Below are 14,640 nucleotides of genomic sequence, written 5' to 3' on the forward strand. Positions count from 1 at the left end.
TGGGGAGAACCATGAAGAGCAAGCGAATGCGGGCCGGCGCCTCGGCCCTGACAGCCGTGCTGCTCCTCGGCGCGTGTGGTCAGGGCGGACCGGGAGGGTCGGACGGTGACTTCTCCGACGACAAGCTGGTGCTGGCCGTGCTCAACGACCAGTCCGGGGTCTACAAGGACGCGTCGGGACCCAACTCCGTCAAGGCGGTGAAGATGGCCGTCGCCGACTTCAGGAAGAAGTACGGCGACAAGGCGGTGGTCGACACGATCGAGGTGACGTCGACCGACCACCAGAACAAGCCCGACATCGCGAACACCAAGGCGTCGGAGCTGTACGAGCGCGGCGGCGCCGACGTCATCCTCGACGTGCCGACCTCGTCGGCCGCCCTGGCCGTCGCCACCCAGGCGAAGAACCACAAGAAGCTGTTCCTGGACGTGAGCGCGGCGACCACGGCGCTGACCGGCGCCCAGTGCAACAAGTACACGTTCCAGTGGGCCTACAACACCTACATGCTCGCCAACGGCACCGGCACGACGGTTACCGAGAACGGCGGGAAGAACTGGCACATCGTCTATCCGGACTACGAGTTCGGCCAGAACATGACGAAGTCGTTCACCGACGCGATCAAGAAGGCGGGCGGCACGGTCCAGGGCACCATCGCGACGCCGTTCCCGAACGAGAACTTCGCCACGTTCCTCACCAAGGCGGGAAGCTCCAATCCGGACGTGATCGGCACGATGCACGCCGGCGGCGACCTCATCAACTTCGTCAAGCAGTTCAACGAGTCGGGGCTGAAGGAGCGCGGTATCGAGCTGGCCGTCGGGCTGATGCTCATCACCGACATCCACTCGCTCGGCGTCGACCAGTTCGCCGGCACCATGTTCACCGACGCCTGGTACTGGAACATGGACGCAGAGGCGCGCGCGTGGGCCGACCGGTTCCGCGCGGAGACCGGCACCCGCCCGACCTTCGAACACGCCGGCAACTACTCCGCGGCGCTGCAGTACCTGGAGGCGGTGCAGGCGGCCGGAACCGACGACGCCGACGCGGTCGTCGGAGAGCTCGAAGGCAAGAAGCTCAACGACGTGTTCCTGCGCAACGGCGAGATCCGCGCCAAGGACCACTCCGTCGTCCACGACGCCTACCTCGTCCGTGTGAAGAAGCCGGCCGAGGTCAAGGAGGAGTGGGACTACGAGGAGATCGTGGCCACGATCCCCGCGTCGAAGGCGTTCGCTCCGGCCGAGGCGTCGGGCTGCTCGATGTGAACGCGTTCCTCCAGTACACCGTCCAGGGACTGGCGGCCGGCAGCTTCTACGCGCTGGCCGCCCTGGGCCTGGCGATCATCTTCGGCGTGCTCGGTGTGGTGAACTTCGCCCACGGCGCCTTCTACATGCTCGGAGCGGTCACCACCGCCGTCCTGCTCGACGCGCTCGACCTGTCGCTGTGGTGGTCGCTGCTCGTCGTGCCGGTGCTGATGTTCGCCTTCGGCGTCGTGGTGGAGCGGCTGCTCGTGCGGTGGCTGCTCCGGCTCGACCCGCTCTACAACTTCCTGCTGACGTTCGGCCTCACGCTGGTCCTCGTCGAACTGGTCAAGCAGCGGTACGGCGTGTCCGGGCTGCCGTACCGGCTGCCTGAGCCGCTGCGGGGCCGCTTCGACCTGGCCGGCGTGGTGCTGCCGCGGTACCAGCTGTTCGTCCTGCTGTTCTCCGTCGCGGTCTGCGTGCTCGTCTGGGTGGTGATGACCCGCACCAGGGTCGGCATGATCGTGCGGGCGGCGACCGAGAAGCCCGAGCTGGCCCGGGCCCTCGGCATCAACGTCGGTCGCTGGGTGACCCCGGTCTTCGGCTTCGGCGTCGCGCTCGCCGGTCTGGCCGGCGTGCTCGCCGCGCCGTTCCGGGCCATCACCGCCGACATGGGCAGCAACTTCGCCATCATCCTGTTCGCGGTCGTCGTGATCGGAGGGCTCGGGTCGATCGTCGGCGCGGTGGTCGCGGGGTTCATGGTGGGTCTGGTGGAGGCGTTCGGTCAGGCCTACGCGCCGACGTTCGCGCAGATCCTCATCTTCGTGCTGATGGCCCTGGTCATCCTGGTCCGGCCCGCCGGGTTGTTCGGACGCAAGGAGGCGGCGTGACCCCGTCCGTGGCGACCCAGGTGACGGCCGCACCGGCCGACCCGACCCGACCCGCCCGCCGGCCGCGGCTGCGGTGGGTCCTGCTGGCCGTCGGGCTGGCGGCGGCGCTGGCGCTGCCCTGGTTCGTCTATCCGCCGGTGGCGATGGACATCGTCGCGCTGGCGCTGTTCGCGATCGCCCTCGACATCCTGCTCGGCTATACGGGCCTGCTCTCGTTCGGCCACGCGGCGTTCTGGGGCAGCTCGGCGTACGTGACCGGGTTGATCGCGACGCACTACGGCGTGCCGTTCCCGGTGGCCGTCCTCGGCGGCGCGGTGTTCGCGATGATCCTGGCCCTGCCCATCGGGTACGTGTCGGTGCGCCGGTCCGGGATCTACTTCGCGATGGTGACCCTCGCGTTCGCGCAGATGGTCTACTTCATCGGCTACCGGTGGAGCGACCTGACGGGCGGCGAGAACGGCCTGCAGGGGGTGCCCCGGACGTTCTTCGGCATCGAGCTGGTCGAGACCGAGTCGTTCTACTTCTACTACGCGGCCCTGCCGATCCTCCTGCTCGGCATGTGGGCGGCCTGGCGCATCGTGCACTCGCCGTTCGGACGCGTCCTGGTGGCGATCCGCGACAACAGCCAACGGGCCCGGGCCCTCGGCTACGAGGTGGAGAAGTACAAGGTCATCGCTTTCGTGCTGTCGGCCGGGCTGACCGGGCTGGCCGGCGGCGTGTTCGCCATCAACCACGGCTTCGTCGCGCTGACCGAACTGCACTGGAGCACGTCGGGCGAGGTCGTGCTGATGACGGTGCTCGGCGGCATCGGCACCCTGTGGGGCGGGACCATCGGCGCGTTCCTGAACGTGATGCTCGCCGACTACCTCGCCTCGTCCGGTTTCCACGGAATCGACCTGATCACCGGCACCGTCTTCGTCCTCGTCGTGCTGCTGTTCCGCCGTGGGATCTGGGGTACCGTTCGGAACCGATGGCTGGCCCGGCAGCAGCGCCGCACCTCGTCACGTCGCGGTCCGGCCGACGCTGACGGGTGAGGCGGCAAGCCGCCGACGGGGCCCGCGCGACGTCGGGAGAGGGCGCCTGTCGGTGACTTCCAGAAGGATTCTCGAGACCAAGTACCGGATCTCGGAGACGGCGATGGCCCTGTTCCTCGAGGAGGGGTACGCGAACGTCACCGTCGAGGCCGTCGCCGAGGCGTCCAGCGTGTCCCGACGCACCGTCTTCCGGCACTTCGAGAGCAAGGACGAACTGGTCTTCCCCGACCACACCGAACGCCTCGGTCTGGTGGAGCGGTGTCTTCTCGAATCCCCTCCCGGCACCGACCCCGTCGACGCCGTCATCGCGGCCACGGAGGCGTCGCTGCACGACTTCCTCAGCCGGCCCGAACTCGCGCTGCGGCGGTACAAGCTGACACGCGTCGTCCCCGAGCTGCGCAAGCGGGAGATCGTCGAACACGAGCGGTACGTGGCCCTGACCCGGGCGTACCTGCGCGACCACCTTCCGCCCGACACCCCGTCGTTCCAGCCGATCGCCCTCGCCGCCCTCATCGACGCGATCCACCGGGCGGCGCTCGGCAACTGGGTGCGCGGCGGCGGGGCCACCGATCCGGTCGCCGAGTCGGCGGCGGGCATGGAGTGGGTCCGCCGGCTGATGATCCACCAGACGTCGTTCTCGAGCACCCCGCTGCTGCTGGCCGTGCTGCCGGACACGCCGCACAGCCGCCGCGTACTGACCTCGCTCAAGGACGCGGCGGAGGAGCTGCGGTAGGGGGTGTCCGGGTCCGTAGGTCGTGCAGCCGCAGCGCCACCTGCAGCTGCAGGGCCCGGTCGGGCGCGCGCCAGTCCGCGCCGATGATGCCCTCGACCCGGTCGAGCCGCTTGAGCAGCGTGTTCATGTGTACCCGCAGGGCGGTGGCCGTGCGGGTGAGGTTGCCGGCGTTGACGAAGTACGACGTCAGGGTGGCGACCAGCCGCGTCGACCTCCGGGCGTCGTAGGCGAGCAGCGGCCCCAGGGTGTCGGTGACGAACCGGTCGAGGTCCTGCGCGCGGTCGGGGTCGAACAGCAGGGCGAACATGGCGTACCGCTCGGCGGTCGCCCCCCGGTCGGTCACACCGAGGTTGCGCATCAGGTCGCAGCACCGGCTGGCCCGCTCGAACGCCCGTCCCCAGTTGTCGTCGGCGACCCGCTCGGCGACCACCCTGACCGCAGAGCCGAGCTCCTTGCGCAGCCGCGCGTGCACGGCGTCCGCGACCTCCGCGGCACCGGATGCCGCGGCGAGAAGCGTGGCGCGGCCCCGGTGCTCCCCGGCGAGCCCGTTCCACTCCGAAGCCAGCACACGCAGCCGACGACCGACGTCGGAGACGGATCTCGTCTCCGACATCGCCACGACGACGACGTTCAGCGACCCGACGTCGACGCCCCGGGCGTGGGCGCGCGCCCGGTGGGCGGGCCCCACCGGCGGCGCGGAGACCAGCAGCTCGGTGAGCAGCTCGCCCCTGACCCGTTCCTCGGCCTCGGCGACCGCGGTGTCCTTCAGGATCAGCAGTCCCATGATCTGCGCGGCGCGTTCCACCGTGCGGATGTCGACCGGTGTGGGCTCCTGCGCCCGGGTGAGCACCACCGCCCCGAGGTAGGTGTCGCCCGCCTGTACGGTGGCCGCGCCGTGCCACCGGCCGGTGCGGTCGACGGTCGTCGCCCATCGTCCCGACCGGCGGGCCCGGTCGACCGCGTCGTCGGACGGCTCCGGAGCCACGTCCGGACCGGGCGGGCACCGGGCGACGACGGCGCCGGACCGGTCGAACACCGTGACGGCGCCCTGCAGGTGGTCGACCAGCAGCCGGGCGATCTCGTCGGCGCCGCCGCCCTTGAGCACCACGTGGGTCAGCGACTCGTGGACGGACTGGGCCCGCTCCATGATGGCGACCTGGCGTTCGATCGTGAGGTACGCGGCCTGCAGCTGCTTGAGCGCGGACCGGCTCTCGTCGTAGAGGCGGGCGTTGTTGAGGGCGATCGCCGCGTGGTCGGCGAAGGCGCTCAGCAGGGCGACCTCGTCGGGTTCGAAGGGACGCTCGGTGCGGTCGGCGGCGAACAGCACGCCGATGACCTCCTCGCCGACGAGCAGCGGCACACCGAGCAGCGCCACCATGCCCTCGGGAACGACCAGGTCGTCGAAGGTGCGGTCGTGCGGGAGGTCCTGCGCCTGCAGGTAGTTGCTGACCCACGCCGGCGCGCCGGTGGCGATGACCCGGCCGCCGACACCGGTTCCGGCGGGCACGTGGGCCTGGTTGAACGTCGACGAGATCGTGCCCTGCGACGCCTTCAGCGTCAGCTCACCCTCGGGGTCGACCAGCGAGAGGTACGTGAAGTCGGTACCGACGAGCTCGTGCGCCTCGCGGACGATGGAGTCCAGCACGGCGTCGAGCTCACCGAGTGCCGTCAGCGACCGCGCCGTCGCGTACAGCGCACCGAGTTCCCGCTCGCGACGGTGGCGGTACGACGCGAGGTCAGCGTTCTCCACGGGTGGAGGATAAGCACACCGACTCCCCATGAACAGTGGCGGAAACGTCTCTCACCGAAGCCTCTCGACGGCCCTAAAGTCCCCCGGAGTGGTGACGCGCATCACAAGCACCGGGTAAATCGGGAGTCTGGCATGTTTCAGGTCCATTTCGTGCACCGGTTCCGAACGTTGGCCGCAGTCCTTCTGGGTGTGTCGCTCCTGACGGCCGCGTGCGGGGACGACTCCTCCGGCGACGGGGCGGCCGCGTCGGGCGGCGGAGGCCTCAAGGGCAAGACGATCGACTTCGTCGGCTACGGCAAGGACAACCCGTGGGGCGCCTACTTCAACGGCGTGTTCATCAAGAAGCTCGAATCCCAGGGCGCCAAGGTCGTCGACCTCACCACGATGGACCCCGGCACCGCGGTGACCAACTTCAACCAGGCCATCTCGAACAAGCCCGACCTGATCGTCGCGGCCCTGCTCGACACCTCCTCGACGGTGGTGCCGATCAGGAAGGCCAAGCAGGCGAAGATCCCGGTGCTCGTCTTCGACGGTCGGCCCGACCCGTCCGTCGACGGCGACGTCATGCAGGTCCTCTCCGACAACGAGGCGCTCGGGATCGCGGCGGCCCAGAACCTCGTCGAGGGGCTGAAGGGCCAGGGCAAGGAGTCGGGCAACATCATCGTGATCACCGGCACGAAGTCCGGGTTCGCGTCACAGGACCGGATGAAGGGCTTCGACGCCGAGCTGGCCAAGACGCCCGGGTACAAGGTGGTCGACAACCAGGACGGCAACTGGGACCCCACGCTCTCCGGCCGGATCGCCACGCAGCTGTTCGCCAAGTACGGCTGCTCGGGCATCCAGGGCGCCTTCGGCATGGCCGACTACATGGCGCTCCCGATCGTCGCCGCGGCGAAGCAGGCCGGCTGCGAGGTCGGCGGTAAGAACGGCGTGATCGTCACCGCCAGCAACTGCTTCAAGGTGGGCATCGAGGCGATCAAGGCCGGCACCCTCTACGGAACCGCCACCGAGGACCCCGGGACGATCGCCGAGCAGACCGCCGACTACGTCATCCGGTACTTCAACGGCGAGAACCCGCCGAAGAAGGAGATCGTCAAGGAGGAACGGGTGACCGCGAAGAACGTCGCGCAGTTCGAGGAACAGTGCAGCAAGGCGTGAGCCGGGCGGCGCCGTCCACCGAGGAGCTTCTCCGGGTGGACGGCCTCGCCAAGAGCTTCGGCGGCACGCAGGCCGTCCGCGGCGCGTCGTTCAGCATCGCGCGCGGTGAGATCCACGCGCTGTGCGGACACAACGGCGCCGGAAAGAGCACCGTCGTCAAGATGCTGTCTGGGCAGGAGACCCCGGACAGCGGCGCGATCCGCGTCGCGGGCCGGGTGCTCGACCTGCGCAGCCGGCGGGTCGCGCAGGCCAACGGGATCGCGCTGGTCGACCAGGAGCTGAGCGTCGTCCCGTCGCTCACGGTCGCCGAGAACCTGATGCTGGGCGACGTGCGGACCGGCTGGCTCACGCGTCGACGCGCCGCCCGCGCCCGGTTCCGCACGCTGCTCGACAGCGTCGGCCTCGGCCACGTCGACCTCGACCGGCCGCTGTCCGGGCTGAGCATCGGCGAGCGTCAGCTGATCGAGATCGCGCGCGCCCTGGGCCAGGACGCGCGACTGGTCATCCTCGACGAGCCGACGGCCACCCTCAGCGACGTCGAGAGCGAGTACGTCTACGCGGCCGTCCGCGGCGTGGCGGCGACCGGCTGCGCCATCCTGTTCGTGTCGCACCGGCTCGGCGAGGTGCTCGACCTGTGCGACAACGTCACGGTGATGCGCGACGGCGACGTGGTGGCGACCACGCCGGTCGCCGACCTGACGATCGACTCGCTCATCGTGCAGATGCTGGGCGAGCTGCCGCACCGGCCCGACAAGCGGACCGGCGACGACGTCGGCGCGTCCGCCGAGACGCTGGTCGTCTCCGGGTTGTCCGTTCCCGGGCGGGTCGACGACTTCGGCATCGTCCTGCGGGCGGGACAGGTGTGCGCCGTCGCCGGTCAGCTCGGGTCGGGCGCGTCCGACGTGCTGCGCGCGATCGCCGGGCTCGTCCCGTCGGCCACGACCGGCACCCCGGCCGGCATCACCGTCGACGGCGTCCCGGTCGCCCCCGGCCGGCCGCGCGCCGCGATCAGGGCCGGGATCGCCTTCGTCTCCAACGACCGCAAGTCGGAGGGCCTGTTCCTGGACCGGCCGACGAGCTGGAACCTGCTCGCCACCCGGCTGCCGCACGTGACCCGGCTCGGGGTGGTCAACCGGCGGCTCTGGTCGGCGACGCTGGACAGGCTCGTCGAACTGTGCGGCCTGGAGGGTGCGCGGTCCCAGCACGCGGTGCGCTCTCTCAGCGGCGGCAACCAGCAGAAGGTGTTCGTCGGGCGCAGCCTCGGGCGCGACGACGTCCGCGTGCTGCTGCTCGACGACCCGACGCGCGGCGTCGACATCGGTGGCCGCGCGGCGATCCACACGCTCCTGCGGGAGACCGCCGGACGTGGTGTGGCCGTCCTGTTCAGCTCGACCGACCTGGAGGAGCTGCTGGACCTCGCCGACGTCGTCGTCACGATGCACAAGGGCGTGGCGGTCCAGCGGCACGAGGGCACGACGGCCGGCGCGGTGCTGGTCCGGGAGATGACCCACGGCGCGACGGTGACCCTGACGAAGGAGCGGCCGTGAAGGTCCTGTCCCGGCCCCGGCTGTCCGACGCGGCACCGGTCCGGCCGGAACGGCAACGGTCGCGGGTCGACGTCGCCATCACCGTGACGGTGGTCCTCGCCGTGCTGGCGGCGATCGTCGTCGGCCTGTCGACCGACCGCTTCGTCACGGTGGCGAACGCCAAGGCGATCCTCACGTCGGCCAGCCTGGTCGGTATCGCGGCGCTCGGCCTCACGTTGATCACGATCGGTGGGTCGGCGGTGTCGCTGGCCGTCTCGCCGACCGTGGCCGCGGTCGGCATGACGTTCCTGGCGACCCAGTCGCTCGGGCTGGTGCCGGCACTGCTCGTCGCCGCGGCGTGCGGGACGCTCGTCACCGGCGTCCAGGGCGCGGTGGTCGGTTTCGCCGGCGCCAACCCGGTGGTCCTCACGATCGCGGCGAGCTTCGCCATCACGGGCACGGCGATCGGGGTCAGCGGCGGGTCGACGGTGTCACCGACGGGCACCGGATACGACAGCCTCAACGCGACACCCGGCGGCGTGGCGCTGAGCGTCTACGTCCTGGTCGTGCTCGCGTTGGCCGTGGAGTGGATCCTGCGCCGGACCGGCTTCGGGCGACGGCTGTACCTCGTCGGCGAGAACCGTCCGGCCGCCGTCGCCGCGGGCCTGCCCGTCGGGCTGACGACCACGCTCGCCTGGCTCGGCGCGGGCGCCCTGTTCGCGGTGACGGCCGTGTTCACCGCCGCCTTCAACACGTCGGCGAACGTCAACCTCGGCGGCACGCTCACGTTCGACGCCATCGCCGCGGTTCTCGCCGGCGGCACGTCGATCGCCGGCGGGCGCGGGTCGGCGTTGCGCACCCTGGCCGGTGCGGTGCTGATCGCCGCCGTGTCGGACATCCTCCTGCTGCGCGGCTACTCCACCGGGGTGCAGATCATGGTCAAGGGACTGATCGTGCTGTTCGTCGTCGTCATCGTGCACCTGCGTTCGAGGGACGGCCGGGCATGACCAGACGACCCGAGGTGCTGATGCCGGTGACGGCCGTCGCGGTGACCGTCGTCGCGTTCGCGTTGATCCCGACGTACACCGACTCGACGGTAGCCCCGTTCGACGTCTACAACACGTTCCAGATCTTCGCGCGGCTCGGTCTTCTGACGCTCGCGCTCGGGCTGACGATGATCGCGGGGGAGTTCGACCTGTCCGTCGTCGGCACGTACGCCCTCGGCGGCATGCTGACCGTCCAGCTCGGGCAGGACAACGCGCTCCTCGGCCTTCTCGCGGCGGTGGCCGCCGGCGCGGCCATCGGCCTGGTGCAGGGTGGGCTGATCGCGGGGCTGCGGCTTCCGTCGATGCCGGTGACGCTCGCGACGTACATCGCGCTGCTCGGCCTCACGAGTGCGCTGTCCGGCGGACTCACGAAGACCTACTCCAACGTGTCGGTGACCCTGTGGGTCGACCGGACGGTGCTGACGTTCTTCTCCCCGCGGAGCCTGATCACCCTGGGGCTGTTCGCCCTCGCGGCGGTGGTGCTGTCGTTCACCCGGTGGGGGTACGAACTGCGCGCGATCGGTGGCGACCGGCGCGCGAGCCGGGTGGCGGGGGTGCGGGTCGACCGTCTCATCGTGGGCACGTTCGCGGTCTCCGGCGTCCTGTCGGCGCTCGGCGGTTCGCTCCTGAGCTTCAGCCTGGGATCGGCGAACCCCGACCCCGGGGTGCAGCCGCTGATCGTGGCCGCCGCCGCCGCGCTGCTCGGCGGGGTGTCCCTCGCCGGCGGGCGCGGCTCGGCACCGGGTCTGCTCGGCGGAATCATGGCGGTGGCCATCCTCGCCGAGATCGTGACGGTCACCGCCCTTCCGGGATACGTCACGCAGCTGTTCTTCGCGGGCCTTCTCGGCATCATCGTCGTGGTCGACGCCCCGGACCTGCACCGTGCGCTCGTCCGGCAGCGCACCCAGCTGCAATCGAGAACCACCGGTCGCTCTTTCGGAAGGCACGAAGTCACGTGACACATCCCATGCGCGGCCTGATGCAGGACCGGCCGCTGACCATCCCGTCGATGCTCTCCCGGGTCGAGACCACCTTCGGACACAAGCGGGTCATCTCCGGCGGTGCCGTGGAGACCGTGTCGACCTGGCGCGAGGTGGCGCCCCGCGTGCGCAGACTGGCCCGGGCGCTGGACAGCCTCGGCGTTCCGGCGAACGCGTGCGTCGGGACGTTCGCCTGGAACAGCCAACGCCACGTCGAGCTGTACCTGGCGATCCCGAGTTCGGGGCGGATTCTGCACACGATCAACCACCGGCTGTTCCACGGACAGATCACGTTCATCGTCGAGGACGCCGCCGACGACGTCCTGTTCGTCGACCGGACCATCCTGCCGGTCGTCTGGCCGCTGGTGTCGACGTTCCGTACGGTCCGGTACGTCGTCGTCATGGACGACGGCGGTGACATGCCGCTACCGGAGGACCCCCGGATCCTCGACTACGAGGAGCTTCTCGCCGGGCAACCCGACGCACCGCTGGACAACCCCGTCGGGGACGAGAACGCGGCCGCGTCGCTGTGCTACACGTCCGGAACGACCGGCAATCCCAAGGGTGTCCTCTACAGCCACCGGTCGGTCGTCCTGCACAGCCTGCTCCTGCTCGGCGCCGACGTGTTCGCGTTGAGCGAGCGCGACGTCGTCGCGCCCATCGTGCCGATGTTCCACGTGAACGCCTGGGGGCTTCCGTACGCGGCGATGCAGTGCGGCGCCGACCTCCTGCTCCCGGGACCCACCACCACACCGGAGGAGCTCGTCTCCCTCCTGTCGCGGCACCGGGCCACGTTCAGCGCCGCGGTCGCGACGGTCTGGCGTGACCTGGTCCCGGTGCTGAAGTCCCACGACCTCGGCAGCCTGCGCCACATCGCGTGCGGCGGCGGGGCCGTCGACGACGCGTTGTCCGTCGCGTACGAGAAGGCACTCGGAATCCCCCTCGTCAACGCGTGGGGCATGACCGAGACCAGCCCCGTCGTCACCACGTCGCGGCTGGGGACGCACCACGCCGGGCTCGACGGCGACGGGCGACGGCTGCTCCTCGGCACCCCCGGCCCGGCGGTGCCGCTGACCGAGATGCGGGTCGTCTCCGACGACGGCGTGGAGCAGCCACGCGACGGACGCTCGCCGGGGGAGCTGCAGGTCTCCGGGGCGACCATCGCCGGCGCCTACTTCGGCACCGACGTGGGTACCGACGCGTTCACCGCCGACGGCTGGCTGCGCACCGGTGACGTGGCGACGATCGACGAGTGGGGCTACCTGCGGATCGTCGACAGGACCAAGGACCTGGTCAAGTCCGGCGGCGAGTGGATCTCGTCGGTGGAGCTCGAGAACGCCGTCATGTCGGATCCGCGGGTCAAGGAGGCTGCGGTCATCGGGGTCAGAGATCCGCGGTGGGGCGAGCGTCCGGTCGCGTGTGTCGTTCCGTCCACCGGTGCCGACCTCACGGCCGAGGACGTGCGGGCGCACCTGCGTGACCGGGTCGCGTCGTGGTGGATCCCCGAGCGCATCGAGCTGATGACCGAGATCCCGAAGACGGCCACCGGCAAATTGTCGAAGCAGGCGCTGCGGCAACGCTTCGTCGACCAGACTTCCGACTCGGACTAGCGAAAGGACTCCGCCATGCCCTTCGAACCGCGGCTCGTCGTCACCGGACACAACTCCGACGGTGACGCGGTCTTCGTCGACGAGCGCCACCCCGAACCGGTCAGCGTGCTGGCACTGCCCGGAGCCGAGTTCTACATGATGTGGGGCACGCGGGACGGCGCTCCGACGGTCGGCGAGCCGGACCCGGAACCGGTTCTGCGGCCGTACTTCCCGGGGGTCGGCGGCAGCCGGGTCATCTTCCTCCGGTGGGCTCCGCACTCGTCGGAGCCGGTGCCGGCCGCGGATCCCGCCGCGGTCCGCGACGACGTCGCGGCCAAGCTGCCCGGGCTGCTGGACCCGTTCGAGGACGGCAACGACGGCATGCACACGACGGACACCGTCGACTACGCGATCTGTGTCGAGGGCGAGCTGTGCCTCGAGCTCGACAACGGCGCGGAGATCACGTTGACGCCCGGGACGTGCGTGGTGCAGCGGGGGACCCGGCACGCGTGGAAGAACAGGAGCGACCGGCCGGCGTTCATGTGCTACGTGCAGATCGGCGCGGTGCGCGTCTGACGCCTTGACACCGACCCACGCATCGGGTGACTATGCGCTTAGTCACAAGCGCCGGATCCGCCCCTCCCACCCGCTGGAGAGCCGATGCGCAGTGGAATCGTCGTCACCGCCCGGCCCGGCGTCGAAGACCTGGCCGCCCGGGCCGAGCAGCTCGGGTTCACCAGCTTCTGGGTCTACGACACGCCGATGGTCAACGGCGACCCGTTCGTCTCGCTGGCACTGTGCGCCAAGGCGACGAGCGTCATCAGGCTCGGCATCGGCGTCACCTCTCCGGCGCTGCGCTCGGCGCCGGCGGCGGCCGCGGCGGTGTCGAGCCTCAACGCCATCGCGCCCGGCCGGGTGATCTGCGGCGTCGGAACCGGCAACACCGCGCGCCGCACGCTCGGCATGCTCCCGACGACGATGGCCCGGCTCGAGGACTTCACCCGGGCGGTGCGCGAGCTCACGGCCGGGCGGGAGACGGAGTACACGGAGGGCTCCCGGACGCGCGACATCCGGTTCCTGCACGTCGGTCCCTACGTCAACACCGAGGACCCGGTGGAGTTCGTCGTCGCGGCGTTCGGGCTCAAGGCCGCGGCGATCGCCGGCCGCATCGGCGCGGGCGTCATCTCCTTCGGGCTGCTCGCTCCGGACCTGTGGACGGCGTTCCACGACACGCGGCGGGCGGCGGCCGTGGGCGCCGGGCAGCCGGAGGCCGCCGACTCCTACGTCATGACGTCGCTGCGCGTGCTGGACGACGGGGAGGACCGCTACAGCGACCTGGCGAAGGACTCGATGGGCCACGTCGCGATGGCCCTCCTGACGTTCGCCGCCGACAACCCCGCGTTCGGCGACTCCCTGGAGCCCGCCGAGGCCGACGCCGTGCGGCGCCTGCTGCGGCGCCGGGGCACCACCGCCACGGCGCCCGACCGGCACCGCAGCCTGTACCGCAACTACCTCGGCCGCATCGACGCCGCCGACCGCGACCTCGTGGTGCCGTCACTGGTCGACAAGCTGGCGCTGGTCGGCACGCGCGACGAACTCGTGCAGCGCATCGCGACGCTGGAGGCGGCCGGCATCGACGAGATCGTCATCCAGCCCGTCGTCGACCCCGACCGGGAGATGGGCGTCCTGGCCGAGCTGATGGCCTGACGATTCTCACCGCGCGGCCGGGACCGCGACCTCGGTGGCGAGCATGCGGGCCTCGCGGGCGGCCTTGCGGGGACCCTCGTGGAAGTCCGGCGCGGCACAGGCGAACAGCGTGGTACCCGCCGACCCGCCGAGCCCGCACGCGTACACCGGCGACCCGGGCTCGACCACGTCGGTGATCGTTCCGCCCTCGACCACCCGGATCAGCCGGTCGCCGATGGCGTCGGCGATCCACAGCCCGCCCTCGGCGTCGAGGCACGCGCCGTCGGGAGCGACGCTCACCTGCGCGAGCGAGCCGGCGACGCTGAGATCCGTGGGCAGCGGGCCGAACTCCGCCCAGACCCGCCGGTTGACCAGGTCCCCGTCGTCGGTGACGTCGAACGCGCTGACCCGGTTGCCGAACGTCTCCACGACCACCAGCACGCCGTCGGCGGTGATCGCGCATCCGTTGGGGAACCACAGGTCGTCGGCGACCGCGGTGACCGTCCCGTCGGGGTCGACGCGGTGCAGCGAGGCGGTCTCGATCGGGTCGCCGGCCATCAGGTCGAAGCCGAAGTTCCCGACGTAGGCCCGGCCGCGCGCGTCGACGACCATGTCGTTGGTGTGCCCGGTCGCGTGCCGGCTGAGGTCGGCGTGGACCGACATCGTGCCGTCGGGCTCGCGGCGCAGGACCGTGCGGTCGGTCATCGACACGACGAGCAGCCGCCCGTCGGGCAACCACCCGAGGCCCGACGGCTGCCCGGGGACGCTCGCCTCCTCGCGCACGTCGGACCCGTCCTCGCGCATCGACCGGACGAGATAGCCGTAGAAGTCGGAGAACCACAGGCGTCCGTCGTGCCAGCGGGGTGCTTCGAGAAAGTGGAAGCCGTCGGCCACCGTGGTCATCTGGCGGGTCATGGTGCACTCCTCGGTGGGTGAATAAGCGCATAGTCACCGGTGTGGGCGGGCGTGTCAAGGGCTGTCGGCCCCGTCCGTCGGCCCGTGCGCCGGCCCGTGCG

At 70.7% G+C, this 14,640-nt stretch carries 13 protein-coding genes; 11 read left to right on the top strand and 2 right to left on the bottom strand.

Annotated features, from left to right (window positions below; all coding sequences use genetic code 11):
- The first annotated feature begins 11 nt into the window (after positions 1–11).
- From Voc01_RS27470 to Voc01_RS27485, 4 genes are read left to right on the top strand one after another with little or no spacing between them, the layout of a single operon-like run.
- Positions 12–1,256, top strand: coding sequence for an ABC transporter substrate-binding protein (locus Voc01_RS27470; RefSeq protein WP_239160527.1), 1,245 nt, complete (start codon positions 12–14; stop codon positions 1,254–1,256).
- Positions 1,253–2,122 (top strand): branched-chain amino acid ABC transporter permease, encoded by an 870-nt coding sequence (locus Voc01_RS27475; RefSeq protein ID WP_203930449.1) that lies wholly within the window; start codon positions 1,253–1,255, stop codon positions 2,120–2,122. Before Voc01_RS27470 ends, Voc01_RS27475 begins: the two co-directional genes overlap by 4 nt.
- On the top strand, positions 2,119–3,156 hold the full coding sequence (locus Voc01_RS27480; RefSeq protein WP_373873877.1) for a branched-chain amino acid ABC transporter permease: 1,038 nt from the start codon (positions 2,119–2,121) through the stop codon (positions 3,154–3,156). The genes Voc01_RS27475 and Voc01_RS27480 overlap by 4 nt, the downstream gene beginning before the upstream one ends.
- A gap of 52 nt (positions 3,157–3,208) precedes the next feature.
- Positions 3,209–3,889 (top strand): TetR/AcrR family transcriptional regulator, encoded by a 681-nt coding sequence (locus tag Voc01_RS27485; RefSeq protein ID WP_203930450.1) that lies wholly within the window; start codon positions 3,209–3,211, stop codon positions 3,887–3,889.
- Here the strand turns inward: Voc01_RS27485 and Voc01_RS27490 are convergent.
- Positions 3,861–5,639: a helix-turn-helix domain-containing protein gene (locus Voc01_RS27490; RefSeq protein WP_239160528.1), complete on the bottom strand. Its 1,779-nt coding sequence runs from the start codon at positions 5,637–5,639 to the stop codon at positions 3,861–3,863. The genes Voc01_RS27485 and Voc01_RS27490 overlap by 29 nt on opposite strands.
- Before the next feature lie 132 nt (positions 5,640–5,771).
- Between Voc01_RS27490 and Voc01_RS27495 the strand changes: the two genes are divergently transcribed.
- The 7 genes from Voc01_RS27495 to Voc01_RS27525 all read left to right on the top strand — a co-directional run bounded on the left by Voc01_RS27495 (position 5,772) and on the right by Voc01_RS27525 (position 13,645).
- Complete coding sequence (locus Voc01_RS27495; RefSeq protein WP_203930452.1) at positions 5,772–6,797, top strand: sugar ABC transporter substrate-binding protein; 1,026 nt, start codon at positions 5,772–5,774, stop codon at positions 6,795–6,797.
- Positions 6,794–8,344, top strand: a complete 1,551-nt coding sequence (locus tag Voc01_RS27500) for a sugar ABC transporter ATP-binding protein (protein ID WP_203930453.1) — start codon at positions 6,794–6,796, stop codon at positions 8,342–8,344. The genes Voc01_RS27495 and Voc01_RS27500 overlap by 4 nt, the downstream gene beginning before the upstream one ends.
- Complete coding sequence (locus Voc01_RS27505) at positions 8,341–9,330, top strand: ABC transporter permease (RefSeq protein ID WP_203930454.1); 990 nt, start codon at positions 8,341–8,343, stop codon at positions 9,328–9,330. The genes Voc01_RS27500 and Voc01_RS27505 overlap by 4 nt, the downstream gene beginning before the upstream one ends.
- On the top strand, positions 9,327–10,328 hold the full coding sequence (locus Voc01_RS27510) for an ABC transporter permease (protein ID WP_203930455.1): 1,002 nt from the start codon (positions 9,327–9,329) through the stop codon (positions 10,326–10,328). The genes Voc01_RS27505 and Voc01_RS27510 overlap by 4 nt, the downstream gene beginning before the upstream one ends.
- Positions 10,325–11,959: a long-chain fatty acid--CoA ligase gene (locus Voc01_RS27515; protein WP_239160529.1), complete on the top strand. Its 1,635-nt coding sequence runs from the start codon at positions 10,325–10,327 to the stop codon at positions 11,957–11,959. Before Voc01_RS27510 ends, Voc01_RS27515 begins: the two co-directional genes overlap by 4 nt.
- A gap of 15 nt (positions 11,960–11,974) precedes the next feature.
- Complete coding sequence (locus Voc01_RS27520) at positions 11,975–12,514, top strand: cupin domain-containing protein (RefSeq protein ID WP_203930456.1); 540 nt, start codon at positions 11,975–11,977, stop codon at positions 12,512–12,514.
- 84 nt (positions 12,515–12,598) lie between these two features.
- Positions 12,599–13,645, top strand: a complete 1,047-nt coding sequence (locus Voc01_RS27525; protein ID WP_203930457.1) for an LLM class flavin-dependent oxidoreductase — start codon at positions 12,599–12,601, stop codon at positions 13,643–13,645.
- A 6-nt stretch (positions 13,646–13,651) separates the two neighbouring features.
- Here Voc01_RS27525 and Voc01_RS27530 read toward each other — a convergent pair whose 3' ends face one another.
- A complete protein-coding gene (locus tag Voc01_RS27530) occupies positions 13,652–14,539 on the bottom strand; it encodes an SMP-30/gluconolactonase/LRE family protein (protein WP_239160530.1) in 888 nt (295 codons plus the stop codon).
- Between the last annotated feature and the right edge of the window lie 101 nt (positions 14,540–14,640).

It is taken from the genome of Virgisporangium ochraceum (genome assembly GCF_016863655.1).
Taxonomy (GTDB): Bacteria; Actinomycetota; Actinomycetes; order Mycobacteriales; family Micromonosporaceae; genus Virgisporangium; species Virgisporangium ochraceum.